The following is a 24,646-nucleotide window of genomic DNA, read 5'->3' as shown; positions in this document are numbered from 1 at the left end:
TTAGCTGTGTCCTTTGGATTCGTTGGCGGCCTGATGCGCCGCCTGTTCAAACCGGGCCAGCATGTCGTCGAGCGCGGTGCCGGTTTGAGCTTGGGTTTCAGTGGATTGTTGCGACGATGTTGGCGCCGTACTGAGCCAGGTTTCGCGCTGTTTTAATTCGGCGTTGCGCACCCAATCGGCCAGGTTGACGCCGGCCAATTCGTCGGCGCTTTTCGGCACCGGACGATCCAGACCGCCAAGGCGTTGGGTAATTTTCGGCGCGGTTATTTCGCCCGGTTCCGTGGCCGTTTCGTGCTCAGTTTGATGCACCACCTGCGGCGCTTCGGCATTGGCTGCGCCGCCTAAATACGCCTGGCGTACGGCCGGATCGTTAAGCAGATTCTGCGCGCTGTCTTCGGCCGTGATGCGTCCGGTTTCAAGCAGATAACCACGGTCGGCGATGCCCAGACTTTGCCTGGCGTTTTGTTCGACCAGCAAAATACCCAGGCCGGTGTCGCGCACTTTTTTCAGCGTTTTGAAGACGTCACTGGCGAGCAAGGGCGATAAACCCAGCGAAGGTTCGTCGAGCATCAAGATATCCGGCGCTGACATCAGCGCGCGGCCGATGGCGACCATCTGCTGCTCGCCGCCACTCATGGTGCGGGCGATTTGCCGACGCCGTTCAATCAGCTTGGGAAACAACTGATAGACGAGTTCACGCTGTTCATTTTCGCGCGCTCGGGCATGGGCCGCGTGCGCACCCAGCGTCAGGTTTTCCTCGACACTGAGATCGCCAAAAATGCCACGACCTTCCGGCACCAAGGCCAAACCGGCCGAGACAACTTGATGCGCGCGAAATCCAGACGTCGGCGCACCACCGATGTTGACCGAACCCGATTGACGCTCGACCAGACCGGCAATGGTGCCCAGCAAGGACGATTTGCCCGCGCCGTTGGCGCCAAGGATGACGACGATCTCGCTCGGCTCGACCTGAATTGACACGTTGTCCAACGCCTGGTGTTTGCCGTAGGCGACGCTGACGTTTTGTACCGCAAGCCCCTTGGATGAGTTACTCATAATCTTCTCCCAAATAGGCTTCGATCACTTGCGGATCGGACAGCACTTGCGCTGGCGAGCCTTCGGCAATTTTGACGCCGCTGCTCATCACCACGCAGCGATCGCACAGGCTGCGGATGGCGTCCATCACGTGTTCGACCAGAATGATGGTGCGGCCTTCGTCGCGCAGTGAACGAATGAGTTCAATGCCGGTTTGCAACTCAGTCGGGTTCAGCCCGGCAAGCCATTCGTCGAGCAAAATCACCGTCGGGTTCGCTGCCAAAGCACGCGCCAGTTCGACGCGTTTCTGGTCGATGTAAGTGAGATTACTCATCGGTTGGTCGGCCGAATTCGCCAGACCGACGCGTTCCAATTGCCGTTGGGCGTAAACGCGCAACGCCTGGCCCCACAGCCGTTTGTGACCGAAGGTCGCGCCAGCCATAACGTTTTCCAGCACCGTCATCGACGGAATCACGCGCACCAATTGAAAGGTGCGGGCCACACCGGCGCGGGCGATTTTGCGCGGTGGCAAATCGCTGAGCAGCGTATCGCCCATCATCACGTAGCCGCCGGTTACCGGCAGTGCGCCGGAAATCAAATTCATCATGGTGGTTTTGCCGGAACCGTTGGGGCCGATCAGACCAACCACTTCCTGTTCGTGCACATCGAAACTGACGCCGTTCACCGCCACCAGACCGCTGAATTTTTTCGTCGCCTGACGCACTTCCAGCAGGACGCGTTTATCCATGATTCGCCTCCTGGTTCGTGCGCAGTTTTCGGCCCCAGTTTTCCACCACACCGGCAATGCCGTTGGGGATGTAAAACACCACCACTAAAAAGGCGAGGCCCATCAGCAAGGTGGTCTGTTCGGGGAAGTTGGCGGCGATAAATTCCCACACGATGGCGAACGGAATGGCGCCCATCAGCGGACCCCACAAGCGATGCAAACCACCGAGCAAGGCCATGATGGCGACCATAAAAGACAGCTGCGGATTGAACGCCATCGCCGGTTCGATGTAGACAAAGCGCGGCGCCAGAATCGCACCGACCACCGCCGCTACTGCGCCGGACACCATGAACAAGGCGATCTTGGCGCCGGCGACGTGAATACCGGCGTGTTTGGCAACGGTTTCGTCGCCACCGATGATGCGAATGGCGAAGCCGAGTCGCGAACGCTGAATCAGCCAGCCGACGAAAAACACCACTAAGGTGAGCGCCAGCAACTGCCAATAAATGTGCGCTTCGGTGATGTCGGTGAACACGTATTTGCCACGCGTGCCGCCGAAATTATTTTGCAGCCAGGTGACGACCTGACGAATCAATTCGGCCAGACCGAGCGTGAAAATCACAAAATAAACGCCCGACAAACGCAGCGTTGCCCAACCCACCAGAGCGGCCAAAACCGCACCGGCGATGGCGGCGATTAACAGCAACAGCGGATACGGAATCGACTCGATGCCCATCGCCAGAATGTAGGTTCCGACGCCATAAAAAGCGGCGGTGGCGAGCGAGATGTAATGCGTCGGGCCGGAAAATAATGCCCAGGATGTGGCGAGCGCGATGTACATCGTCATCGGTACGATCAACGACAGCCAGCCACCGGCATCGGGCAGCGCCGGCACCCAGGCCAGCACAAAATAAACCGCCAGCACCAACAGCCAGCGCACAACAGAAAGGTTCATACCGGTGCCCTCCCGAACAGACCCTGCGGCCGGAACAGCAGGATCAACAGGAACAGCACGTAGGCGGCGGCCAGGGTTAAGCCGGGATCAATTAATCGCGCGACAATGGTTTCGGTGATGCCCAACACCAGCGCAGCAACAACGGCACCGCGAATATCACCGACGCCGCCCATGATGACGATGATCAACGCCTTCAGCGTGAAGACGATGCCGATGGACGCATCGAAGGTTAAAAAGGTGCTCAACACCAGGCCGCCGGTTGCGGCGACAGCGCCACCGAGGGCAAAGGCAAACGCCGAGGTTTTTTCGACGTCGATGGCAACCAGACTGGCGGCTTTTGGATCGACCGAAATGGCGCGCAACGCCAAACCGGAACGGCTGTGGTTCAACCAGATCCACAGTGCGCCGCAGATCAATACCGCCATGCCGAACGCAAGCACACGGTTCTGGCCGTAGCGCGAATCAAACAGTTCGACTGGCACCGACAAAAAGCTGTAATTGAAAAACTGGCCGCCGAATATCCACAGAAAAAGTCCGACCAGCGTGAAGCTCAAACCAAAAGTCGCGAGGATGGAATCGACTTCCAGTTGGCCGCGGTTTTTGGCGCGACGCACCAAGGGCCGCAGCAGAAATTGGTAGATCAGCCAGTTGGCGATAAAGCCGCCGGGGACGACCACCAACAACGCCCAATACGGATTCAACGACTGAGCAGTGGCGAACCAGAAGGCGGCAAAGGCGCCGGCCACCAGCATTTCACCCAGAGCGAGATTCATGATGCGGGCTACGCCGTATTGCAACGACAGCCCAACCGCGATGATGGCGTACACGCCACCGAGCAGTATTCCGGTAATCAGAATTTGCATGACAACAGGTATCCAGTGACTTACCTAATGGCAGGCGACGCCGTTGCCGACGTCGCCTGCGGTTGACGTCAGTCGATCGGCTCGGCTTCGCCGTCCATGCCTTGGGTGGAACCCAGGCCATAGAACTGACCGCCCTGCCACTGACCCACCGTCCAGTAGTTGTCGATCTGCTGGTCGACGAAATCCCAATGCCCCATCACGGTGTCGAACTCGTTGTTCTTCACGTAGTCGATGATGGCGTCGTGATCCAGGCCGACGGCGGCGATGGCCTGCTGCATCACCTGCAAAGAGGAATACATAACGGCACTGGCCCAGTAATCCGGTTCCTGACCGGTAACGTCCATGTGCGCCTGACGGTAGGCAACGAAGGCCGGATTTTCCGGGTTCACGCCGCCGACGCCGTATACACCGTTGATGCTGTCGCCGAAGCGGTTGCGGTACGCCGGGAAGGCGTTGGCGACGGCGGTGTAGAACAGATCGACCTGGTCATCCAGCCCGGCAACCTGCGCCTGTTCGGTCAGCGCAAAGGTGTCCGGCGGGTAGGAGAAGGCGACGAACAGGTCCGGCTCGGCGTCCATGGCGGAATTGATGATCGGCGAGACGTCCTGAATGGTCGGCGGGTAAGAGGTTTCGTAGACGATGTTGAAACCTTCGTCTTCGAACACCGTCTTCGCCGCTTTCGCCAGTTCGATGCCAAACGCATCGGCCACGTTCACCAGCGCCAGACGGTTGCCGAGCTTGCCGTCGGCTTTCATGTCGGCAGCCAGTTTGGCGATGCCCTGGGCGATGGGTGTGGTGGCGCCGAGTGTGAAGAAGACGCCGTCGTAGCGGTCGGTCAGTGCATCGGTCTGGTCGGTGATGGCGGTAACGTTCAGCATCGGGTAACCGAGGCGATCAAAAATCGGCGCGGCGGCCAGCGCCATGCCGGTGCCATAAGGCGGGATGATCAGATCGGCTTTGTCGTTATTCGCCAACCGCTGCACGGCGCGAATGGTTTCCGACGGGTCAGTGCGGTCGTCGTATTCGATGATTTCCACCGGGCGACGCGAACCGTCCGGCAACAGCAAGCCACCGGCGTCGTTCACCTGGGTGCTCCACAGTTGCACGTTGGGCCAGTAAGTGACGGCAGCGCCACCGGCGAGCGGGCCGGTTTTCGGTGCGACCGCGCCAATGCGGATCGGATCTTCGGCCTGGGCACTCAGCGCCAGGCTGCCAGCCAGGGCAGCGATGCCCAGCGTTTTCGACATCCATTGCAGTCTCATTGCCTTTACCTCTCTTATTGTTATGGCAGGGTTTTGCTTCGTTTCTTCTTGTTATAGGCCGCGCTGAGCGAGGCCCGTAGCGGCTGGCACGATGGCCTGCCGTTTTGGAAATTGCCGCTTAACAGGCGCACTTCGCCCGCCCCGGCAATGCCAAGGCAACCGGGAAAACACTGAATTCAGGGTGCGAAATGCGCGTTCAGCCGATTCTGGAATGGGGTCCTAGAATGGGTAGTGACGCTCGCTCATCTGGTTGGTGATCCAACGCAACTCGGTAAATTCATCGATGGCGGCCTTGCTGCCGAAGCGGCCATAGCCACTGTCTTTGACGCCGCCGAAGGGCATCTGCGCCTGGTCTTGCACCGTCGGGCTGTTGATGTGGCAGATGCCGCTGTCGATGCGACCGGCCACCGCCATGGCGCGGTTGAAATCGCGGCTGAACACCGCTGCTGACAAGCCGTATTTGCTGTCGTTGGCGAGCCGGATGGCGTCTTCTTCGTCCTGGGCGCGCAGGATCGACAACACCGGGCCGAAGGATTCTTCGCTGTAGATTTGCATCGAGGACGTAACGTGATCGAGCAAGGTGGCGTCCATCAACACCGAGTCGGACCGGCCGCCGGCCAGAACATCGGCGCCTTTGCGCGCGGCGTCGTCGATCAGTCGATTCAGCCGTTCCAGCGCGGCCTCATTCACCACACTGCCAAGAATCGTGTTGCCCGCTTCAGGCTTACCGGCGGTGATGGTGCGAACTTTGTCGGCCAGCTTGGCGACCAGTTCGTCGGCGACGCCAGGCGTGACGATTAAGCGTTCGGTCGACATGCAAATCTGGCCCTGGTTCATGTAGGCGCCAAAGGCTGCGGCGTTCACGGCGGCATCAACGTCGGCGTCATCCAGCACCACCATGGGTGCCTTACCACCGAGTTCGAGCAGCGCGGGTTTGAGGTTGTCGGCACACAGACCGGCGATGATGCGGCCAACGCGCGTCGAGCCGGTGAAGTTCACGCGCCGCACCGCCGGATGCTCGATCAAGGCTTTAACGATGTCCGGCGCGTCTTCCGGCGCATTGGTGACCATGTTCAGCGTGCCTTCGGGCAGCCCGGCTTCGATCAACGCCTGAGCGATCAATTGATGCGTCGCCGGGCAGATTTCCGAGGCCTTGAACACCACCGCATTGCCGCACGCCAATGGCATGGCAACGGAACGCACACCGAGAATGATGGGCGCATTCCAGGGCGCAATGCCCAGCACCACACCCACCGGCTGGCGCACGCCCATCGCCATCATGCCGGCTTCGTCCGAGGGGATGATGGCGCCGTCGATTTGCGTCGTCATACCGGCCGCTTCGCGCAACATCGACGCCGCCAGATGAATGTTGAAACCACCCCACATGCCGGTGCCGCCCATTTCCGCCATCACCCGTCGGCCGGCTTCCTCGCCCAGCGCCGCCAGGTTGTCGGCCGCTTTCAACAACACCGCGCGCCGCTCGCCCGGGGTTTTCTGCGACCAGACGGGAAAGGCCGTCGCGGCCGCGTCTGCTGCTGCGCGCGCATCGGCCACCGACGCCGCCGCGGCCGTGGTAACTATTTCGCCGGAAATGGGGTTACGAACCGAATAACTGCGATTGTTTTGCGCGGCGACCGGCTTGCCCGCCAGCCACATGGGAACTTCGTACATGACACTGTCCTCGACGGATTTTTGTAGTTGTGTGTCTGGTTGTGTGTCGACTCTGGCGCTTACGGTAGAGAAAAGCGCTGGACAGTAAAATGCTTTTATATGGTACTTTTGCGACGAAAAATTGCACTTAATCCCATAAGCATTGCTCAATATATGAACCAAGACGCCCTGTCCCAGCCCATCCAGCGACATCTCGATGTGGTCGAAATCGCCTACCCGCGCTCCGATTTAAGCTGGACGGCGCCACGCCAGGAATGGCGACATTTCGCCCAGTGCATCCTGTTGTTGTCGGGCTCGGCGCTGGCGCAGTTCAAAGGCGCCAAACTGCCATTGAAGGCACCGGCCCTGGCCTGGCTGCCCGCCGGCATGATGGTGCAGGCGCGCTTCAGCGCCGGCAGTCGCGGTTTGTTGTTATCGATTTCCGAAGACTGGCTGGTACCAGCGGTCACCGGCCGGCTCGACCCGGATTTGCCCTACCGGGTACTGGCCGACACCGTGCACGCCGCCCAACCCGACGACACCGACTTTTGGCCGCTCATTGAGCCCTGTTTCGCGACCATTCGCGCCGAGTTGCAGCAAAGCGACATCGGCGCGCGTTCCGTCGTCGCCGCTCAACTGACCACGCTGCTGACCTACCTGCACAGGCTCGACACCAACCGGCCGCCGCACCCGGCCTCGGGCGAATCGCGCTCGGTGGTGTATCAGCGCTTTCTGCAACTGGTCGAACTGCACTTTCGCGAACATTGGAAGGTGCGCGACTACGCCGCCAGCATGGGCGTCACCGAACGCCGCCTGGAAGCCGCCACGCAGCGCGACGCCAAGCAGTCACCCAGCACGCTGATTCAACGCAAACTGCTCAGCGAAGCCTGCCAACGCCTGGCGCACTCGCCGCTGTCGATTGCCGAAGTGGCCTATGGATTAGGCTTTCGCGACCCGGCCTATTTCAGCCGGTTTTTTAAACGCCAGATGGGCGCTGCCCCAGGTTCATGGCGACGGGAAATGCGGGCGAAGGAATTTCACGGGGATACGACCTTTGCGGCCTGGCCGTAACAGCATTCAAGCTCGCCATCGCTGTTTTCAAAAATGGCAGCTTTCAAGAATGGCTACTCTCAAGAACGTATGCGCAATAGAAAATGACCATCTGCCATGCCAAACTTGCCCGACGCTCTTAATGGGGACTTGCCCGATGGACGCCAAACAAATTACTCAGGAAGCGCTGCATCTCCCGGAAGCCGAACGTGCACAGCTGATTCGACAATTGGTTTCCAGTTTGGAATCAATCACCGAGGAGCCGGTGTTGGAAAACTGGATGGCAGAAGCAGAACGTCGCGCCGCTGAATTGGATGAAGGCAAGGTCGAACTTCAACCCAGCGATGCCGTTTTCACCCGAGCCCGCCAACTGAACAAATGAAGGCGCTGTTTCATCCGGAAGCAGAACGAGAGTTCCTGGATTACGTGCGTTATTACGAATCCAAGGTAGCGGGACTTGGCGACGCCTTGATTGATGAAGCCGAGCTACTGATTCAACTGATTTGCACCCATCCTAAATCCTGGCCGACGAGCCAAAACCCCGACATCCGGCGCGCCACAATGCGCCAGTTTCCACTCTCGATTGTGTATCGCATTCAGCCGGATAGCATTCAGGTTCTGGCGTTTGCGCACGACCGGCGCCAACCCGGCTATTGGCTGGAAAGACACTCGCGTGGCTAAGGCCAGCGATCAAAGAAACGAAAAAAACGGCAACGTCGACACCAACGCCACCACCACCAGACCGGCCAAAATCACCACAAACCCCACCGGGTTTGCTATAAACCGATCCCACAATGTCGGCACTTCCCCCGCCTGCTGCGCCGCTTCATATTCACCGCGCAATCGCGCTTGCCGTTCTTGCTGGTACGCCTCGATCACCGCCCGCGCTTCGTCTTTGCGGCTGTCGTCGATCAGCCAGATGCCGGGCATGGAAATGCGCCAGCGGCCGGCGCTGGTCTCGTAGGTTTCGAAGCCGTGGTCGTCGAGCAGTTGGCGGACGTCGTCGGCTTCGTCGTCGGGGACGTTGTGCAGGCGGAAGATCAGTTTGACCATGATGGTTCCCGTGTTCGGCTTGTCAGTGGGCGGCGGCGGGCCTATGGTACTCGCCCCGAGCGTTAGGACCGAATTCCATGCTGTTTTACGGCACTTCCGACATCGTGACTGAACTGGAAAGCCGGCCGCTGAACAACGGCGAGCTGGCCGAGCGGGTGCATCTGAAAGGTGGGCCGGTGCTGGTGTTGAGCGCCCGTGCGCTGGCGTTGTACAAAGACGCCCAATCGCCGGACGATCCGCTGGGCAACGGTTTGCTGGCGCTGGCGGAGCTGGACGAGGCGCATCGTCTGGCGCCGGTCGGCGAGCATTTTGTCACTGAGCATCAGGCCGGTTATATCGGCCTGGCGGATGGGCAGGCGCTGCTGGTGACGCCGGCGGCCATTGTCCTGTACGCCAACCGCGACGATGCGTTGCGCAACCAGAACGCCCGCGCCCGACTGAGCTTTGAATAGGCTGAACTTGAATGAATAGCGGTGCCGCTTTGATGCTAAACTGCGGCGCTGCCTAACTGACTGACTGTAAGCGAGACCACCATGCCGTCTTTCGACATCGTATCCGAAACCGACGAAGTCGCCCTGCGCCACGCCGTCGATAACGCCAACCGCGATCTGGCCACCCGCTTCGACTTTCGCGGCGTCGAAGCCAGCATCGAGCAAAACGGTCTGGAAGTGACACTGAAAACCGAATCCGATTTTCAGGTGCGGCAATTGGAAGACATCTTCCGCAAGGCCTGCACCAAGCAAAATGTCAGCGCTGCCGGTGCCGACATCAACGATGTGCCGGTGCATTCGGGCAAAACCTTTGCGCTGACGCTGACGTTCAAACAAGGCATCGATCAGCCGACAGCGAAACAGATCGTCAAGCTGATCAAAGACGCCAAACTGAAAGTGCAGGCGTCGATTCAGGGCGATCAGGTTCGGGTGAATGGCAAGAAGCGCGACGACCTGCAAGAAGCCATCGCTTTATTGAAAGATTCCGAAATCGAACTGCCGCTGCAGTTCAATAATTTCCGCGATTAACCGTTCGGTTTTCTGCCCGGCCAGCTGTGCAACTTTATTTCTTTATTTTTTATTCCTTTATTCCTTTGTGCAAATGGCCGGCGCAGATTTATCCCACCCTAACAGATTGAAATAACTCTGCCCCAAGGCGATGTTGCGGAAGGCGTTGTCGTCGAGAAATTGATTGATGTAGCTGGTGTCATCCAGCGCGCGTTCGTACTGTGAATAGCCGGTATGTTCTGAGGCGACGATGTCGGTTCCGGTCAGCACGCGGTCGGAATATTGGTTCAGAAAATCGACGTAAAACGGCCGCCGGGTCGGCTCGGAAAAGTAGTAGTCGTAGAGCACATTCCAGGAAATATCGAGCCACAAATTCGGATATTCATCCATCAATTCACTGAGAATTCGCGTGTGCTGGCGCGGCTCCATATCGCGTTGTTCGCGCGACATACCCAGGTGCATCCAGACCACAACATTGTCTGGATAGCGTTCCAAGATTGCCTGCATCAACGGCAAATATTTCAGCGGATCCTGGTCGTTACCAAAGTCGGAATGCAGCGCCAATGGCATCTGGCGTTCGCGCAGTTTTGCCATGAACGGCGCCCAGGCGTCGATGTCTTCGAGCGTGGCCGGTTCGTGCCCCCAAACAAAGAGCGCCTGCTTGACCACATTGGCTTCGCCCATCCATTGAAAGAAGCCGGGGAATTCGGAGTCTAGGATGTCCATGCGATCGACAATGGTGTCCGGGTGCTGCAAATCCGGGAAGGTCATCGACAGGGTTAAGCCGACGTTGCGTGACGGATGATCGGCGAGGTTTTTGGCGTTGAGAAAATCGTTTTTCATCGTCGGCATAATCACATCGGAATCGCATCGACCGCCGTGAAAACAACCCCAATCCTGAATGCGTGTCTGACCAATGCCGTAGACGTTGGCGTACTGAATGCCCGCGCGTTCGAGGTAGCCGATCAGTTCTTCATGCGGCAACGCCGGGCCGCTGAACGGTTGGAAATGCAGATGGCTATCGACCACAAAACGATGCGATTGGGCCGCACGATCAAAGCATTGCGCCGCTTCCGTACCAATCGCCAATACCGCCCAACTCAGACCCAGCCAGCGCCAACCTCGTTTCATCACCATCCTCCAGCGGTTCAACGGACGACAGTGTAACCAAGATAGCGCCCTGGGTGCGGGCCTTTACCCGCTGTGACGTCTGGCTGCTGGCATCGGCGTTTTATTTCTCCAATACTGGGCGTCCACACCAACGGATGACGGCGATGCAAGCGGATCGTTTCTGGGATCGAATTGCCCGCAAGTATTATCAACAGCCGGTGCCTAGCGAGGCCGATTACCAACGCAAACTGGCGCTCAGCCGCGAGCATTTCACCACCGACTCGGAGGTGGTGGAATTTGGTTGCGGCACCGGCACCACGGCCGTTAAACACGCGCCTTTTGTGAAGCGCTATCGCGCGGTGGATATTTCGGCGCGCATGCTCGACATCGCTCGCACTCAGGCGGCGGAGGCTCAGGCGAGCAATGTGGAATTTATTCAGGGCACGCTGTTCGATTTGCAATTGCCCGATGCCAGCGTCGATGCGGTGCTCGGCATGAGCATTCTGCATTTGTTGCCGAACCGGGATGAAACGCTGGTGGAAGTGCATCGGATATTAAAGCCAGGCGGCGTTTTTATCAGCAGTACCGCCTGCGTTGGTGAGAAGATGGCCTGGTTTCGCTATCTGGTACCGCTCGGCCAACGGCTCGGTTTGTTGCCATTGTTGTCGGTGTTCAAGATGGATGAGTTACGAACCGCGGTGCTCGGCGCCGGGTTTCAGGTGCAACTCGATTGGGTGCCGGACAGCTCGCCGATGGTGTGTGTGCTGGTGGCGACCAAGGGTTGATCGCCAGCCACTCTTTTAATTACTCCATTATTAATACTCAGTTGTTAACGCCCAGCCGTTAATAAAGCGCCAGTTGGCGCGCTTTGGCCTCGGCCGATTTGAGATACCGGTGTTGTTGCCAGTTGCTGTCGATCTGGCCGAACAGATACGCCGCACCGGACCTCAGTGCGAGGCCTCGCTGAAACCCGGAATGGTTGTCCACCAGCCCCGCGTCTTCGGCTTCCACACCCACCACCAATTGGTGCCCATCCTGCGTCAGTGCCAGCGCTTTGCCGAAGTGATCGAAGGCGGCGATGTTGTCGGCTTTCAAATAGGCCGTTTGTTGCCAGTGCGCATCGTTGCTATCGAATACATAGACTGCGCCGGCCTGGACGGCGTCGTTGTTGTCGGCGGCATCGCCATCTTCCCAGGGCGCGCCGACGGCGAGTCGGTTGCCTTCGGCGCTCAGTTGCAATTCGCTGCCGAAGCCGTCGTTGGCTTCGCCTTGCTGTGCTTTCACATAGGCTTGTTGCTGCCAGCCATCTTGCCCCCGTTCAAACAGGTAGACCGCGCCGGCGTTGGGCGCCTCGTTGTTGGCTTCGTTCATGGCCGCTGGCAACCCGGATTCACCCGGCGCGCCCACGGCGAGTTGGGTACCGGCCGAATTCAGGCTGAGTGCGGCGCCGAAGTTGTCGTGAGAATCGGCCAGACGCGGGTGAATTTTGCTGGCCAATGACCAGTCGCTGTCGCGCTGTTCATATAGATAGACGGCACCGCTGTTGGACAGCCAACGTTGGGTATTGTTGCCGATGTCGACCCAGCGATCTTCGCGATCCACGCCCACGGCCAGCACGCGGCCATCGGCACTGAGGCTGAGGGCGCGTCCGAAACTGTCCATCAGGCGGGCGGGTTCGGCTTTGAATCGCGACATTTCCCGCCACTCGCCGTCTTGATGTTGAAACAGGTAGACGGCACCGGCGTTGATCTGCTGGCGGTCCGGGCCGACGGTGGCGTCGCGGCTGTCTTCGCCTGGTGCGGCAATGGCGACGGTCTGGCCATCGGCGCTGAGCACCAGTTCGCTGGCGAATTCGTCGAAGCTGTCGGCGTTGCTGGCGCTCAATTGCGCTTCTTGCAGCCATTGGCTGTCGTGACGGCGAAACACATAGGCGACGCCTTGGTTGAATCGTTTCTGCGAACGGCCGACGCTGTCTTTGTAGGGCGCGCCCACGACCAGCACGGTGCCATCGGCGCTCAGGCCGAGGCGGGTGCCGAAGCGATCATCCGACTCGCTGTCCGCTGCCCGCACGGTTGCCTGCGGCCACCATTCGCCTTGGTGAAACTGATAGAGGTACACCGTGCCGGCGTTTACTGTCGCCCGGGCCTCGCTGTCGTGCGCAAAGGGGCTGCTGTCTTCGCCCGGTGCGCCGATGGCGAGAATCTGACCGTCGGCACTGATCGCGACAGCCGCACCGAAGGCATCGCCAACGGTGCTGATCAAATAAGGTTCAATGGCGGGGGGTTGGTCTGACGCTGCGCCCGCCAGGTTGCGCAAGGCGGCACCTTCCTGGCCGGCGGGTTCATAAGCTGAGCGGCAACCGCTCAGCCAGAACATCAACAGCATCAGACAACTGAACAACGAATGGCGGTTGTTCGAAATAACGGCGATGGGCATACAAGTCTCCTGCGAGCGTTGAAAAGGCGCCTATGGTCTCAGCGACGCGCAGCAGAAAACGTTTTAGCCTCCGTGGTATTTTCGGCTAACCGTTGGAAAAACAGGTAAAAAAATGGGTTGGCTAGACGGAATCGCCAGCTAGCAGGGTGTGAAGCAGTTGTTGCCCGGCGGGCCAGTCGCCCAATTCACTGTCGTGATTGATGTGGCCGCACTCACCCAGATTCACCAGACGACTGCCCCAGGCCTGGGCGCAACGCTCGGCAAAATCGGTCGAGGCGTAGGGGTCGTTGGTGCTCATGACCAGCGTTGATGGGAACGGCAGCCAGCGCATCGGCGGCTCGTCAAAGCCTTCGGCCGTGGTTGGGAAGTTGGCGCCTTCGGGGTCGGGCGGTGCCACCAATAAGGCACCCTGTACCTGAGTCAACGGGTTTTGTGCTGCCCAAAACGCCGTGGTCAAACACCCCAGACTGTGTGCCACCAGCACCACCGGCCGGCCAGCATGGCGCTGCACGGCGGCGTCCAGACGAGCGACCCAGGCGTGGCGGTTTGGCCGCAGCCAATCGTCTTGTTGGACACGTTCAAAGGCGGCTTGCTGTTGCCAGCGGCTTTGCCAATGTGCCGGGTTGGAGTCGCCATAGCCAGGCAGGATGAGAAACAGCGGTGTCATGCGGTGTGCCCTGGTTGGATTTGTTTGGGTTGGATCCGATTAGATTGTTGCGTGTGCCGCCGGGATTGTCGGCCAGACGGCCCGCTAGCGTGAGGGCGATATACCCTGTTCAGCCAGAAAGTCGGCAATGATGCTCGCGGTTTCGCCGCTGGCTTCCATGCGCGCCAGGGTGTCGGCCAACGGCATCGCCAGCTCGGCGTGACGTTGATGCAGATAATGATGCAGGGTGAAATCGGCCACTGAGCCTTCGAGCACGTTCAGTTGCGCCCACTCGTCAGGATCAATAGGCGGCAAACCCGCAATCACCGACACCACCAGCATGTCCACCCGGCCGCGTTCAAGCATCGCCAGAAATTGGCGCGGGTCTTCCACCGACGTAACGTTCAATCCGGCCGTGGCAGCTTCTGCGATCACCACACCACGACGAATGGCAACGCGGCGATCAGCCAGGGCGTCGCGATTCCACACCTGCACACTGGTATCCAGCGTGGCGGCGCGCAATTCACCGCGCAACAACGGATAGGGCACTTGGACCAGACTGGGGTAACGGTCTTTCAATTGGGCGATGCGCATCATGTCGGCGTCGGCCTCTCCGCTGACGGCCATGATCAAAGCGCGATTGGCCGGCAACGGCACCACGTCGATGGGAATGTCGAGTTTGGCGTAGGCGCGAGCCATGATGCGTGTGGCCAGCTCTGCCGAGGGCAGTTTTTCGATTGCGGCCAACGTGAGCGTGGGCCGCTCTTCCGCCCAAACGGACGGTGCAAGCGTGGCACTGAACAACACCAACAAACCGACGACTGCTGCCTGCATTACTTCTCCCTGAAGCGGTGACGATCATCCTGATCGCAGTCTAGTCGATTCTGCTGGTGGCGCTGCCGGCGGCTCAGCGCACCCGGTTGACGCGTTGCATCAGGGCGTCGATAAAGCCATCGCGATCCACTGGAGACACCAGAAAGGTACGCCCGGTGGTGCGAATCTTGACCCGCTGTACCGACAGCGCCGGCGCTGCAGTCAGATCAAAACTCGGCTCCGCGCTGAGAATTTCCGGGTACCGAATGCGCCAGTTCAACAAGCCCGAGCGGATGTTCAAACGGTCTGGTTCCAACCGGTATTCGCACGGCCACAGCAACATCAGCAGCACCGCCGCGACCAGCAATTCCAGCAAAAACGCCAACACCAGACCGAGCGTCGGCACCAGACTGACCAGGCTGAAAATGGCCGCTGCCGCCAGCAACAGCACCAGCCACAAATCCACCTTGGAGCGATAACTCATGCGGCCTCCTTACTCAATGCCCGTCGGCGCCGTGCGCTGCGCCGCGGCTTGCAGTTCCGGCACCGACGGCAAAATGGCGTTGAAGAAAATGCGATCCACCACGGCCGCTTGCGGATCGTTGTAGTAACTCGCGGTTGTTACCGCCACCAGATCGAATTGCGGTGCGATAAACAACGTCTGGCCGCCGTTGCCGCGCGCGGCGATGATGCGCACCGGCTGCACGCCGTAATCGACTTCATGCAGCCACCACAGATACCCGTAAGGCGTGTTGTCGAGCGTCACCTGCGGCGTGGTGGCCTCATTAATCCAGGCCGGGCTGAGCAGGCTTTCGCCCTGCCATTGGCCTTGCTGCAACACCAACTGGCCGATTTTGACCAGCGCGCGCGGTGTCAGCAGCAAATGGCCGCCAGTGTCGATCTGGCTGTCATCATCAAAGCGCGCCCAGCGCAGGTTGCGAATGCCCAAGGGAGCGAACAGTTTTTGTTGCGCGTAGGCGTCTACCTGCTGGCCCGTCGCTTCGCTGATCACGCGGCCCAGCGCGACCACGCCGCCGGTGCAGTAATCCGGTTGCAGGCCCGGCGGTGCGACGGTTTCGAGGCTGAGGAAATAGCCGACCCAATCACGCTGGCGGTACATCCGGTCTTCCTGGCCGCGCGAATCGGGATCGCGGTCCGAACAGTCCAGCCCGGACGCCATGGTCAGCAAATGACGCAGTTGAATGTCGCCTTTGTCGTCAACCTCCGGATAGGCGTCGCGCAGATGCGACATCATCGGCTGGTCAACATTAAGAATGGCGCCGTCGTCAATCGCCATGCCGACCAGCAACGAGGTGATGCTTTTGGTCGCCGAGCGCAGATCGTGCGGAGTGTCGGCGGCATAGCCATTGAAATAGCGTTCGTACACCAGACGACCGTGGCGGGCGACCAGGATGGAATCCAGTTGATGGTCGTCGATGCCGGCCAAATCAGCGTCGAGCTGTTGCAGATAGTCCGGCAGCAAATCGACTTCGGCCAGCGTGCCGGTTGGCATCGGATCGTCCTGGGCAATCGGTTCGGGCAGCGAGGCGGTTGAAGCGCAGCCGCCAATAAAAACGGCCAACATCAACATCGGCCCAAACACAAACAGACGGTTATACAACACCGGGCGTCTCCGTATCGGGGTTAAAGGTATGGAAAGCGGACTGATCTTGGCGTAACCGCCGCGACAACTCCAGACAACGATGCTCAGCAATCCGCTTCGGCGATGCCTTTGAAAACGTCTTTGAAAAACATCTTTGCAAAACGCCTTTGCAATTAGTTGACTGTATCAACCATTTGACTCGATGCGTTCAGGCGCGCACAATGCGCATCGATTTCAATTGCCAGGAATTCTCATCTAATGAAATCCCCGCTCAGTGACAGCTTGCATCAACTGATGCACGCCTACCGCTCGCAACTGCGCCTCGCCATTGTTCGTGCGGGCATCGAGTGGCCGGTCACGCATTTGAGAATTCTCAAAGGCATCGACCACCAACCCGGCTGCAACGCCCGCGACATTGCAAGCTGGATGCGTGCCGACAAAGCCCAGATCACCCGGGCGCTGAACGAAATGCGCGCTGCCGGCCTGATCGACAGCCAACACAACCCGGCGGATCGCCGCAGCCAGCAATTGCGCTTGAGCGCCGCCGGCCAACGCCTGCGTCAACAACTGCAACACGCCGAAGACGCCGCCGTTGCCGAACTGACCCGGCCGCTGAACCCGGCCGAAGTGGACACCTTTATCGGGCTGGCGCAACGCCTGTTGAACCCGGCGACGCCCGCCTGCACGACTGAGGAGAACTGAACCATGCCCGCACCCGCCAGCCACGAACTGGAAGTTATCCGCGCTGTTGATGTCACCCCACACATGCGACGCGTCACCCTGAACATTCTGCCCGGCAGCGATTTTCCGACCGATCAGGCCAGTGCCTATTTCAAACTGCTGTTCCCGGTGCCCGGCCAAGACCGCCCGCTGATGCGCACCTACACCATTCGTGCGCAACGCGGCGCTGAAATCGATGTCGATTTCGCGCTGCACGAACCGGCCGGCATGGCGTCACATTGGGCAAAAACCGCCGAGCCAGGCGACCGCATTCAGATTCGCGGCCCCGGCCCGAAGAAAATGCTCAATCACGACGCCGACTGGTTTCTGTTAGCCGGCGATATGACCTCGCTACCGGCGATCAGCGTGAACCTGGCGCAGCTGCCAGCACACGCACGCGGCCACGCCGTGATTGAAATCACCGACCCGGCCGACGTTCAGGATCTGGCACGCCCGGCAGGTATCGAACTGCATTGGGTGCACGCCCCCAGCGCCGACCCAAGCGGCCAGCGTTTGCTGACGGCGGTGCAGGGACTGGATTGGATGGCCGGCACACCCTCGGTTTGGGTGGCTTGCGAATTCAATTCGATGCGCGCCTTGCGCCAGCATTTTCGCGACTACGCCGACATCCCGAAAAGCCACTTCTATATATCCAGTTACTGGAAAATGGGCGCCAACGAAGACGACCACAAAATGGCTAAACGCGAAGACAATGAACGTTGGGAAACTCGGGAAGCGTCTTGAAGGGGTGGGTTGATACCGATATTTAACTTCGGATTCGAAGACCCGATTCAGAAACCCGATTTAAAAACCCGATTTAAAAACCATAGTCACGCTCGACCCGGGCAATGCGTACCCGATACCCCGAGTACCATTGCTCGCGTCCCAGACGCTGAGCTTCGCGGTGATCAACCTGCTGTTTCCAGGCACGGATGGCATCGAGATCGCGCCAATACGACACCGTGATGCCCAGCTCCGCCCGCGCCGATTCCACCCCCAGAAAACCGTCCTGCTGAGCGGCCAACGTCAGCATACGTTCGGCCATGTCGGCGTAGCCGGCGTCTTGTTCACTGCGAATGGACGTAAAAACCACCGCGAAATACGGTGGTTTGGGTGTATTGGCGAACATGGCAGTGCTCCGAAAAAAGTCGCTGACTGGCGCTAACGGTACCGGCCAGCAATAAAATCCCGCACCGCTTCAAGAAAAGCCATCGATGCCGGTTCCCGACCGAGCAGAATGTGACCGTCACTTTCCAGACCAATAAAGCTGGCGTTGGGAATGGCAGCAGCGATGTTGCGACCGGCACCGACCGGAATCGTCTGATCGCCCAGCGAATGCAACACCAGGGTTGGTACCTTCACCTGCGGCAGCAACGCTTGCACGTCGATGTCGCCAAACACCGACAGGAACCGGGCAGCGTTTTCCGGCGATGTGGTCAGGCGTTGAAAATCGTTGAACCAGGTCAGTTCGTTGGCATCAGCACTGGGCATGAAGGTCGAGGAAAACAGTTGCCGGAACGCCGGGCTGTCTTGCCCCCAGCCGGTTTCAGCCAGCGTCATCAAGGCTTCGCCTTCGCGTTTGGCCGATTCACCCGCGCGACGCCAGCCGTAGGCAAAGCCGCCAAACAGAATCAAATGGCTGACGCGCTCGGGGTATTTCACCGCGTAGGCGATGGACACGGCAACGCCTTGTGAAATACCCAACAGGGCAAATTTATCGACCCCGCTGGCATCCACCACGGTTTCCAGATCGGCGACGAAGGCATCGAAACTCAGATCGTTGACCAGCCAATCGGACAGGCCGTTACCGCGCTCGTCATAACGAATGAAGCGATGATCCTGCGCCAGTTCGCGATACAGCGGGCTCCAGGTCGGCGCGTTCCAGTCGTGTTCCAGATGGCTCAGCCAATTGGCGGCTTTGACGATCGGCGTGCCGGAACCGATGGAGGCATAGGCAATGCGCACGCCATCCGCCGCGGTACAGAACTGAATTTTTTGCCGCGCCAGCAAATCACGTTCGGAAACCTTGGGTTGGTGCACCACCTTCGCCGCCACCGCAGCGGCCGAATGACTGCGCTCACTCAGAGACCAGGCAATGCCCGCGGTCTTAAAGCGCTGCATCAACTGAATGCTGACACGATTGAGTTCGTCGTCATGCTTGAGCGTTTCCAGCAGCGTCAGTAACCGCGTTGCCGCCTCGGTACTGTATGGATCGCGGTGTTCCCATTTGCGCGTCCATTCCAACTGCTCCATCTGACTGAGTTCCGGGTGCGTCGCCAACCGCGCCAGTACGCGGGTGCGCAACTTCAATATGTCCTGACGTTCTGCGCTGAGCCAAAGCCGAAATAGATCCTGCTCGGCCAAATCCAGGCCTTCCAGAAAGGGGTGCTGCAACTGCAATTCGGCGTCTTTAAGCGTTTCAACTTCCAGCCAGGGTTGATCCATCATTCGATTGAACACGCGCACGTCGATGTCGATATCAGCCGTCAATAACTCGACACGCTCGCGATCTGCCTGCAAACGTTCTTTACCCGGATGATTCACCAACGAACGGATTTTGCTCAGCGACCAACGCAGGGTACCGCGTGGGTTATCTGGCTGGTCCCATAAGATTTCACACAATCGGTCACGCCGGTGCGGCCGCGCGGTCAGCGCCAAATACACCAACAGCGCGCGGGTGCGTTTGGACGACGGCAAAGTCACTTCCTGGTCGTCCCAATGCAGGCTGAGTTCGCCCAATGTTCTTATGGTAATTTTCATGGTGACTCTTCCTACCTCTCGGCAACTGCCGAACTCAACGGAACAGAATCAGTTACATAAGTATACAAATTGCGTCAAAATTCCAACGCCTCCCTGTACTATTGACGGCTTCTAACGATTTTTCAAACGTTATTTGGTGTATCACCCCCAGCATCGGCCAGCAGCCGGGGTACTCAGCGTCCGTCTATGTATTTTAGTCGACATTTTCGCATCGCCCCCGGAACGGGGGTTGCGGTTAACGTTTGAAGTTCGATTGCAGCAACGCTGAACGCTGTACGTGCGATGAGGAAAAACGGGGTCAATCAGCTCGGCGCGAACGCACTGGCACGCGTGAGCCGTCGTTTTCAGGCCACTGAAAAGCTAAGGCGGATGCAAACTCAGGTTGTGGCGATGAACTCGCGAACCGTTTGAACAAACATCTGGGAGGCGGGTTCACGGCCGAGCAACAAGTGGCCGTCACTTTCCAGCCCGACAAATTCGGCATTGGGAATGGCCGCAGCAATGTCACGACCGACACTGACGGGAATGCGCTGATCGCCCAGCGAGTGAATCACCAAGGTTGGCACGCGCACCTGAGCCAGTTGCTCGCGCACATCGATATCACCGAAAACCGACAGGAAACGCGCGGCGTTTTCCGGCGAGGTCGTCAGGCGTTGGAATTCATTGAACCAGACCATTTCGCTGGCGCTGGCGCTGGGCATAAACGTCGATGAAAAAATCTGCCGATAGGCCGGATTGTCTTGCCCCCAGCCGGTTTCGGTCAGTGTGATGACGGCTTCGCGCTCGCGTTTGAGCGCGTCCGTCGCATTGATGCGCCAGCCGCTGGCGTAGCCGCCAAACAAGATCAAATGACTGACGCGTTCGGGGTGTTTCACTGCGTAGGCAATCGACACGGCCGCCCCCTGAGAGATGCCCATCAAGGCAAACCGATCGACACCGCTGGCATCGACAACGGTTTCCAGATCGGCCAGAAAGGCATCGAACGACAGCTCACCCACCAGCCAATCCGACAAGCCATTGCCGCGTTCGTCATAGCGGATAAAACGATGATCCGTGGCTAACTCGCGGAACAGCGGGCTCCAGATGGGCGCGTCCCAATCGTGCTCTAAATGGCTCAGCCAATTGGCGGCTTTGATGATGGGTGTGCCACCACCGACAGAGGCGTAGGCAATGCGCACGCCATCAACGGCGGTGCAGAACTGTATCTTCTGCCGCGCCAGCCAATCGCGCTCTGTCGGCCGCAGTTGGGCAGGTTCCGCCGGTTCATCGGCGGCGCTCAGCGCGGGCGACCAGGCGATACCAGCGTTGCGAAAGCGTTGCGCCAACTGCGTAGCGGTCTGACGGCTTTCTTCGACCTCACCACACAGTTGCAACAGCTCCAACAATCGCTGCGCAGCCTGGGGGCAGTAGGGGTCCAGTTGCATCCATTGACGCGCCCAGCCCAGTTGCTCCGACTCATCCAGCTCATCCAACACCGCCAGTTGACTCAGCGCCTTAGCGCGCAGCTGCACCACTTCCTGACGCTCGGCATTAAGCCATTGCTGAAACAGTTCCTGATTGGCGAGATCCAAACCATCCAGCAACGGCTGTTGCAGACGCTGGTCTATGGCTTTCAGCGCCGCAGCGTCCAGATTGGGTTCATCCAGCTGTTGCGCGATGCAGCGAATGTCGATGTCGATGTCGGCCGTCAGTAGCGACACCCGTTCACGATCGGCCACTAAGCGTTCGAGCGTGGCGTGATTAACCAAGTGACGGATTTTGCTCAACGACCAACGCAAGGCACCGCGCGGATCGTCCGGCAGTTTCCAGAAGACTTCGCAGAGTCGGTCGCGTCGGTGGGGCCGCGCGGTCATTGCCAAGTAGGCCAGCAATGCGCGGGTGCGTTTGGAAGAGGGCAGAGCGACCAGCTGGCCATCCCAGGCAACACTCAGCTCGCCGAGGGTGTTAAGCGTCAGTTTCACAGCTGCCGCTCCTAAGTGTCGGGCCAGTAGAAAACCTTGAACCAATCGTGGTTTTTAAACCGGTGGGACTAAATACCACGGTAATTCACACGATTTAAGACTTATTTTGGCGTTTTTCAAACGATTATTCAAACGGTACTGCCCTATATTGCCGCGCACTCAACGGACGCCACCTGGGTTTTCTGCCAGCCAGGCGTCAACAAGTTGTCGGAATACACCGCCGACTGACGCTGTTACCCAAGTGAGCGCGATATGAATCAGCAAAACATCGTTGAATACATCTGGCTGGATGGCCATCGGCCAGCGCCCGGTTTGCGCAGCAAGACACGGATTGTGTCTTTAGGCGATCAGCCACAGCCAAACGACCTGCCACGCTGGACCTTTGATGGCACTCAAACCCAACAGGCCGACAGCCACGATCACGATTGCCTGCTGGCACCCGTTCAGTTGTACCCAGACCCGTTACGTGGCCCCGGCCACTACTTAGCGTTGTGTGAAGTCCTGGACGCAGGCGGCTGCACCCACATTTCCAACAATCGCGCGCCATTGCGCAGCCTGATGTTGAACGCTTACACAGAGCTGGCCCCCTGGTTGGGTTTTGAACAGCCGTATCGGGCGATACCAAAAGCGACGACAACAAACACCACCGCCTGGCCGTTGCCTTCTGCATATTGCGGCATCGACGCCTCCGGCAACCCAGATAACCACCGTGAAGCCGCGCTGGCGGAAGCGCATTTGCGCGCCTGCCTGGATGCCGGTCTGTTGTTTTACGGCATGAACGCTGAATCCACTCAACACAGCCGACGCTTTCAAGTCGGCCACCGAGGCGACTCGGACGACCGTTGCGATGCCCTGAGCGTGGCCGACGATTTATGGATTGCCCGCTACTTACTGGAACGCCTGGCGGATCAGTTCGGTTTCTACATCGACTATCACCAGAACCAAAACGGCGCCCATCTGCACGTGAGTTTCTCGACGCTGTTTACCCGCGACATTCGCTGCGGACTGAACGCTCTGGATGTGATTGCCCAGCGCTTAACCGACCCGGCAATTGCGCAACCGTACAGCTATGGCTGCCTGTCAGAACAAGCACAACAGTTCAGTTCGGGCATCACAAAACGCACGGCAGCGATCCGAATTCCAACCCAAGTGATGCAGCAAGGTCATGGCTATCTGGTCGACCGTCGCCCCCGTGCCGACGCCGATCCTTATGAGCTGGGGCGATACCTGGTTGGGTTGATGCAAAACGACGACACCACGGTGGTTATTTCCGCACCGACGGACATCCGTACCCGCGTAGCGATGAGCGTCTGACTGTATTTTTTAAAAAAATTTCCAAGCGTGCATCCAAATCAAAACACCCAGTCGTCTGGATGGATGTCGAAGCCGTTGGCAAAGTTTTAAGGATATTTTTTACGTCAGGGAGTAGGCATTTTTTGCAACGGTCACTAACAAATTCGGAGCGCAGTTGGCACTTAAAAAAACGCCAGGGACTCCGTTTGAGAAACAGCGCTTTGCGCGAAAGAACCAAACTGATTCAAGGAAGCAAAAATGAAAGCAACCACCTTCGCCACTGTGATGACCCTGGCCATCCTCACCGCCGCAGGCTGCGCTGTCGATGCCTATGGTGACGGCCATAACTTTGTCAAAGAAGTCAGCACCAGCCAAGGCACCGTGTTGGCAAACCGCGATGGCATGACGCTCTACACCTTCACCAACGACGCACCGGAAGTCTCCAACTGCAACGGCGGTTGCGCCGACAACTGGCCGCCGTTCACTGCTGGCGCAGCGGCTACAGCAGGCGGTGGTTTCAACATCATCGCGCGTAACGACGGCACCCAGCAGTGGACCTACAAAGGTCGCCCTTTATACACCTGGGTTGGCGACCGCAAAGAAGGCGACACCAATGGTGACGGTGTTGGCAACGTCTGGTTTGTTGCCCAGCCATAAGATCGGGGGATAGGGGCCGGGAAGGGATTCCCGCGACAAGGAAGTCTTTTTCGGTGGAGGCGAAATGGCAGGGAGTTAGCCATTAGCCTCCACCACCTGCTTCGGCCTCCGGCAACGGCCACCTCGCCACACTGAGATCAAAGCCATGAATGTTTCTGAGATCATTTTTCTGTTACTAAAATGCACGGCCCTGCTGGTTTTATTTGCAGCAGCGATGACCTTTTTTAAAAGTAGAAACAAAGACAAAGGCAAGGTTGCTCTTGGCGGTTCACACCGAACCGATGTGTCCATAGCACCGGCAGCGCCACGCATGAACGTGCGGTTTCAGTCAGCGCGCAATTTGCGTTTTCAATGGCGCGATGTAGCTGGAGCCAGCCACTACCAATTATTGGAACGCGTCAATGAGCAGACCGATTTCAAACGGGTAGGATCGTATATTTTGCCAGGGCGTGAGTCTTTGATCTGGACCGTGCCATTGCACAGCCGTATCAACGCTCAATACATTTTACGCGCTTATAACGAAGACGGTTTTACAGATTCTTCGATGGTATCGATCACCGCCGAATTGGAAGACAGTTTGCGTTTTTTGCGTACCAGTGAAATTGACGCCAGCGAATTCTTTGGTTTCGCCATCAATCTCAATGAAGGCGGCAATACACTGATCATTGCGCAAGACGATTTCAGTTCCGCTTATCCGCGAGTACACGGCAAGACGGCAGCAAGTTATATGGGTGCGGCCTATGTGTTCAATCGCGACCGTTCCGGTCAATGGAGCCAGACCGCTTACATCAACGCACTGGCTAAAGCGGATTGTCTGGAAGACGATTCCACTCCTCCGCCTCAGCGACCTTCATCAGACAGGGCGGCTGAGTCCGGCGACGACGAATCGGCTCAACCCTCTCGCTACAACGACGCACCAGAAAGTTTTTTCCGCCAGTTGGGATGGAAGTCTTAACCACACTCAACTCGCAGTCACAGCACATCATTCACATTGTTTTTCATTCAAGGTTTCTCTTTTCCGACCAGACGCTTTGAGGGCCGGAAAAGAGTTTTT

Annotated in this window: 27 protein-coding genes; 11 read left to right on the top strand and 16 right to left on the bottom strand. The window is 58.5% G+C overall.

Annotated features, from left to right (window positions below; genetic code table 11):
- The 6 genes from DW349_RS02035 to DW349_RS02010 form a co-directional block, all read right to left on the bottom strand.
- Positions 1-1,056, bottom strand: a complete 1,056-nt coding sequence (locus DW349_RS02035) for an ABC transporter ATP-binding protein (protein ID WP_108127591.1) — start codon at positions 1,054-1,056, stop codon at positions 1-3.
- Positions 1,049-1,783 (bottom strand): ABC transporter ATP-binding protein, encoded by a 735-nt coding sequence (locus tag DW349_RS02030; protein ID WP_108127589.1) that lies wholly within the window; start codon positions 1,781-1,783, stop codon positions 1,049-1,051. Before DW349_RS02030 ends, DW349_RS02035 begins: the two co-directional genes overlap by 8 nt.
- Positions 1,776-2,717: a branched-chain amino acid ABC transporter permease gene (locus DW349_RS02025; protein WP_108127587.1), complete on the bottom strand. Its 942-nt coding sequence runs from the start codon at positions 2,715-2,717 to the stop codon at positions 1,776-1,778. Before DW349_RS02025 ends, DW349_RS02030 begins: the two co-directional genes overlap by 8 nt.
- Complete coding sequence (locus tag DW349_RS02020; RefSeq protein ID WP_108127585.1) at positions 2,714-3,580, bottom strand: branched-chain amino acid ABC transporter permease; 867 nt, start codon at positions 3,578-3,580, stop codon at positions 2,714-2,716. Before DW349_RS02020 ends, DW349_RS02025 begins: the two co-directional genes overlap by 4 nt.
- 68 nt (positions 3,581-3,648) lie before the next feature.
- Positions 3,649-4,842, bottom strand: a complete 1,194-nt coding sequence (locus DW349_RS02015; protein ID WP_108127583.1) for an amino acid ABC transporter substrate-binding protein — start codon at positions 4,840-4,842, stop codon at positions 3,649-3,651.
- Positions 4,843-5,061: 219 nt separating this feature from the next.
- Positions 5,062-6,513 (bottom strand): aldehyde dehydrogenase, encoded by a 1,452-nt coding sequence (locus tag DW349_RS02010; protein WP_108127581.1) that lies wholly within the window; start codon positions 6,511-6,513, stop codon positions 5,062-5,064.
- A 153-nt stretch (positions 6,514-6,666) separates the two neighbouring features.
- Here DW349_RS02010 and DW349_RS02005 point away from each other — a divergent pair, with 153 nt between their 5' ends.
- From DW349_RS02005 to DW349_RS01995, 3 genes are all read left to right on the top strand, one after another.
- The gene (locus DW349_RS02005) at positions 6,667-7,563 is read left to right on the top strand and encodes a helix-turn-helix domain-containing protein (protein ID WP_157954464.1); all 897 of its coding nucleotides are present in this window, start codon (positions 6,667-6,669) and stop codon (positions 7,561-7,563) included.
- 136 nt (positions 7,564-7,699) lie between these two features.
- Positions 7,700-7,924 (top strand): addiction module protein, encoded by a 225-nt coding sequence (locus tag DW349_RS02000; RefSeq protein WP_108127577.1) that lies wholly within the window; start codon positions 7,700-7,702, stop codon positions 7,922-7,924.
- On the top strand, positions 7,921-8,223 hold the full coding sequence (locus tag DW349_RS01995) for a type II toxin-antitoxin system RelE/ParE family toxin (RefSeq protein ID WP_108127575.1): 303 nt from the start codon (positions 7,921-7,923) through the stop codon (positions 8,221-8,223). Before DW349_RS02000 ends, DW349_RS01995 begins: the two co-directional genes overlap by 4 nt.
- A 9-nt stretch (positions 8,224-8,232) precedes the next feature.
- Here DW349_RS01995 and DW349_RS01990 read toward each other — a convergent pair whose 3' ends face one another.
- Positions 8,233-8,595, bottom strand: a complete 363-nt coding sequence (locus tag DW349_RS01990) for a DUF6164 family protein (RefSeq protein ID WP_108127573.1) — start codon at positions 8,593-8,595, stop codon at positions 8,233-8,235.
- A gap of 77 nt (positions 8,596-8,672) precedes the next feature.
- Here DW349_RS01990 and DW349_RS01985 point away from each other — a divergent pair, with 77 nt between their 5' ends.
- Positions 8,673-9,047, top strand: a complete 375-nt coding sequence (locus tag DW349_RS01985) for a hypothetical protein (protein ID WP_108127571.1) — start codon at positions 8,673-8,675, stop codon at positions 9,045-9,047.
- Positions 9,048-9,128: 81 nt separating this feature from the next.
- Positions 9,129-9,614 (top strand): YajQ family cyclic di-GMP-binding protein, encoded by a 486-nt coding sequence (locus DW349_RS01980; RefSeq protein ID WP_108127569.1) that lies wholly within the window; start codon positions 9,129-9,131, stop codon positions 9,612-9,614.
- 57 nt (positions 9,615-9,671) lie between these two features.
- On the opposite strand, the gene DW349_RS01975 is transcribed toward DW349_RS01980, so the two are convergent.
- Complete coding sequence (locus tag DW349_RS01975) at positions 9,672-10,724, bottom strand: amidohydrolase family protein (protein ID WP_198650573.1); 1,053 nt, start codon at positions 10,722-10,724, stop codon at positions 9,672-9,674.
- Positions 10,725-10,867: 143 nt separating this feature from the next.
- On the opposite strand from DW349_RS01975, the gene DW349_RS01970 reads away from it, so the two are divergent.
- The gene (locus DW349_RS01970; protein ID WP_157954463.1) at positions 10,868-11,488 is read left to right on the top strand and encodes a class I SAM-dependent methyltransferase; all 621 of its coding nucleotides are present in this window, start codon (positions 10,868-10,870) and stop codon (positions 11,486-11,488) included.
- Positions 11,489-11,546: 58 nt separating this feature from the next.
- On the opposite strand, the gene DW349_RS01965 is transcribed toward DW349_RS01970, so the two are convergent.
- From DW349_RS01965 to DW349_RS01945, 5 genes are all read right to left on the bottom strand, one after another.
- Entirely contained in the window at positions 11,547-13,139 is a 1,593-nt protein-coding gene (locus DW349_RS01965) for a hypothetical protein (protein ID WP_108127563.1), read from the bottom strand.
- Positions 13,140-13,260: 121 nt separating this feature from the next.
- Positions 13,261-13,806, bottom strand: a complete 546-nt coding sequence (locus DW349_RS01960; protein WP_108127561.1) for an RBBP9/YdeN family alpha/beta hydrolase — start codon at positions 13,804-13,806, stop codon at positions 13,261-13,263.
- An 84-nt stretch (positions 13,807-13,890) separates the two neighbouring features.
- Positions 13,891-14,619: a substrate-binding periplasmic protein gene (locus DW349_RS01955; RefSeq protein WP_108127559.1), complete on the bottom strand. Its 729-nt coding sequence runs from the start codon at positions 14,617-14,619 to the stop codon at positions 13,891-13,893.
- A gap of 73 nt (positions 14,620-14,692) precedes the next feature.
- Positions 14,693-15,082 (bottom strand): PH domain-containing protein, encoded by a 390-nt coding sequence (locus tag DW349_RS01950; protein ID WP_108127557.1) that lies wholly within the window; start codon positions 15,080-15,082, stop codon positions 14,693-14,695.
- Positions 15,083-15,091: 9 nt separating this feature from the next.
- Positions 15,092-16,222, bottom strand: a complete 1,131-nt coding sequence (locus DW349_RS01945) for a serine hydrolase domain-containing protein (RefSeq protein ID WP_108127555.1) — start codon at positions 16,220-16,222, stop codon at positions 15,092-15,094.
- 237 nt (positions 16,223-16,459) lie between these two features.
- Here DW349_RS01945 and DW349_RS01940 point away from each other — a divergent pair, with 237 nt between their 5' ends.
- Positions 16,460-16,903 carry a MarR family winged helix-turn-helix transcriptional regulator gene (locus tag DW349_RS01940; protein ID WP_108127553.1) on the top strand — a complete coding sequence of 148 codons (444 nt, stop codon included), beginning with the start codon at positions 16,460-16,462 and terminating at the stop codon, positions 16,901-16,903.
- A 3-nt stretch (positions 16,904-16,906) separates the two neighbouring features.
- On the top strand, positions 16,907-17,665 hold the full coding sequence (locus DW349_RS01935; protein ID WP_108127551.1) for a siderophore-interacting protein: 759 nt from the start codon (positions 16,907-16,909) through the stop codon (positions 17,663-17,665).
- A gap of 73 nt (positions 17,666-17,738) precedes the next feature.
- Here the strand turns inward: DW349_RS01935 and DW349_RS01930 are convergent, their stop codons facing one another.
- The 3 genes from DW349_RS01930 to DW349_RS01920 all read right to left on the bottom strand — a co-directional run bounded on the left by DW349_RS01930 (position 17,739) and on the right by DW349_RS01920 (position 21,642).
- Complete coding sequence (locus DW349_RS01930; protein ID WP_108127549.1) at positions 17,739-18,050, bottom strand: antibiotic biosynthesis monooxygenase family protein; 312 nt, start codon at positions 18,048-18,050, stop codon at positions 17,739-17,741.
- Between the two features lie 32 nt (positions 18,051-18,082).
- Entirely contained in the window at positions 18,083-19,681 is a 1,599-nt protein-coding gene (locus tag DW349_RS01925) for a bifunctional AfsR/SARP family transcriptional regulator/alpha/beta hydrolase (RefSeq protein ID WP_108127548.1), read from the bottom strand.
- 377 nt (positions 19,682-20,058) lie between these two features.
- Positions 20,059-21,642 carry a bifunctional AfsR/SARP family transcriptional regulator/alpha/beta hydrolase gene (locus tag DW349_RS01920; protein ID WP_232819392.1) on the bottom strand — a complete coding sequence of 528 codons (1,584 nt, stop codon included), beginning with the start codon at positions 21,640-21,642 and terminating at the stop codon, positions 20,059-20,061.
- 252 nt (positions 21,643-21,894) lie between these two features.
- Between DW349_RS01920 and DW349_RS01915 the strand changes: the two genes are divergently transcribed.
- From DW349_RS01915 to DW349_RS01905, 3 genes are all read left to right on the top strand, one after another.
- Positions 21,895-22,956, top strand: a complete 1,062-nt coding sequence (locus tag DW349_RS01915) for a glutamine synthetase (protein WP_108127546.1) — start codon at positions 21,895-21,897, stop codon at positions 22,954-22,956.
- Positions 22,957-23,193: 237 nt separating this feature from the next.
- Positions 23,194-23,592, top strand: coding sequence for a COG4315 family predicted lipoprotein (locus DW349_RS01910; RefSeq protein ID WP_108127544.1), 399 nt, complete (start codon positions 23,194-23,196; stop codon positions 23,590-23,592).
- A gap of 145 nt (positions 23,593-23,737) precedes the next feature.
- Positions 23,738-24,547 carry a hypothetical protein gene (locus DW349_RS01905; protein WP_108127542.1) on the top strand — a complete coding sequence of 270 codons (810 nt, stop codon included), beginning with the start codon at positions 23,738-23,740 and terminating at the stop codon, positions 24,545-24,547.
- Positions 24,548-24,646: the final 99 nt, after the last annotated feature.

The organism is Saccharospirillum mangrovi, from assembly GCF_003367315.1.
In the GTDB taxonomy this organism is placed as follows: domain Bacteria; phylum Pseudomonadota; class Gammaproteobacteria; order Pseudomonadales; family Natronospirillaceae; genus Saccharospirillum; species Saccharospirillum mangrovi.
Note: the sequence above shows the minus strand (reverse complement) of the source record. Positions and strands in the feature narration are given on the sequence as shown.

Bases quoted from the DNA above. Each gene is read 5' to 3' on its own strand.
- DW349_RS01985 (WP_108127571.1), top strand. From the start codon at position 8,673: ATGCTGTTTTACGGCACTTCCGACATCGTGACTGAACTGGAAAGCCGG.
- DW349_RS01975 (WP_198650573.1), bottom strand. From the start codon at position 10,724: ATGAAACGAGGTTGGCGCTGGCTGGGTCTGAGTTGGGCGGTATTGGCG.
- DW349_RS01950 (WP_108127557.1), bottom strand. From the start codon at position 15,082: ATGAGTTATCGCTCCAAGGTGGATTTGTGGCTGGTGCTGTTGCTGGCG.
- DW349_RS01940 (WP_108127553.1), top strand. From the start codon at position 16,460: ATGAAATCCCCGCTCAGTGACAGCTTGCATCAACTGATGCACGCCTAC.
- DW349_RS01970 (WP_157954463.1), top strand. From the start codon at position 10,868: ATGCAAGCGGATCGTTTCTGGGATCGAATTGCCCGCAAGTATTATCAA.
- DW349_RS02000 (WP_108127577.1), top strand. From the start codon at position 7,700: ATGGACGCCAAACAAATTACTCAGGAAGCGCTGCATCTCCCGGAAGCC.
- DW349_RS01925 (WP_108127548.1), bottom strand. From the start codon at position 19,681: ATGAAAATTACCATAAGAACATTGGGCGAACTCAGCCTGCATTGGGAC.
- DW349_RS01910 (WP_108127544.1), top strand. From the start codon at position 23,194: ATGAAAGCAACCACCTTCGCCACTGTGATGACCCTGGCCATCCTCACC.
- DW349_RS02025 (WP_108127587.1), bottom strand. From the start codon at position 2,717: ATGAACCTTTCTGTTGTGCGCTGGCTGTTGGTGCTGGCGGTTTATTTT.
- DW349_RS02035 (WP_108127591.1), bottom strand. From the start codon at position 1,056: ATGAGTAACTCATCCAAGGGGCTTGCGGTACAAAACGTCAGCGTCGCC.
- DW349_RS02010 (WP_108127581.1), bottom strand. From the start codon at position 6,513: ATGTACGAAGTTCCCATGTGGCTGGCGGGCAAGCCGGTCGCCGCGCAA.
- DW349_RS01905 (WP_108127542.1), top strand. From the start codon at position 23,738: ATGAATGTTTCTGAGATCATTTTTCTGTTACTAAAATGCACGGCCCTG.
- DW349_RS02030 (WP_108127589.1), bottom strand. From the start codon at position 1,783: ATGGATAAACGCGTCCTGCTGGAAGTGCGTCAGGCGACGAAAAAATTC.
- DW349_RS01935 (WP_108127551.1), top strand. From the start codon at position 16,907: ATGCCCGCACCCGCCAGCCACGAACTGGAAGTTATCCGCGCTGTTGAT.
- DW349_RS01955 (WP_108127559.1), bottom strand. From the start codon at position 14,619: ATGCAGGCAGCAGTCGTCGGTTTGTTGGTGTTGTTCAGTGCCACGCTT.
- DW349_RS01980 (WP_108127569.1), top strand. From the start codon at position 9,129: ATGCCGTCTTTCGACATCGTATCCGAAACCGACGAAGTCGCCCTGCGC.
- DW349_RS01915 (WP_108127546.1), top strand. From the start codon at position 21,895: ATGAATCAGCAAAACATCGTTGAATACATCTGGCTGGATGGCCATCGG.
- DW349_RS01965 (WP_108127563.1), bottom strand. From the start codon at position 13,139: ATGCCCATCGCCGTTATTTCGAACAACCGCCATTCGTTGTTCAGTTGT.
- DW349_RS01990 (WP_108127573.1), bottom strand. From the start codon at position 8,595: ATGGTCAAACTGATCTTCCGCCTGCACAACGTCCCCGACGACGAAGCC.
- DW349_RS02020 (WP_108127585.1), bottom strand. From the start codon at position 3,580: ATGCAAATTCTGATTACCGGAATACTGCTCGGTGGCGTGTACGCCATC.
- DW349_RS01960 (WP_108127561.1), bottom strand. From the start codon at position 13,806: ATGACACCGCTGTTTCTCATCCTGCCTGGCTATGGCGACTCCAACCCG.
- DW349_RS01995 (WP_108127575.1), top strand. From the start codon at position 7,921: ATGAAGGCGCTGTTTCATCCGGAAGCAGAACGAGAGTTCCTGGATTAC.
- DW349_RS02005 (WP_157954464.1), top strand. From the start codon at position 6,667: ATGAACCAAGACGCCCTGTCCCAGCCCATCCAGCGACATCTCGATGTG.
- DW349_RS02015 (WP_108127583.1), bottom strand. From the start codon at position 4,842: ATGAGACTGCAATGGATGTCGAAAACGCTGGGCATCGCTGCCCTGGCT.
- DW349_RS01930 (WP_108127549.1), bottom strand. From the start codon at position 18,050: ATGTTCGCCAATACACCCAAACCACCGTATTTCGCGGTGGTTTTTACG.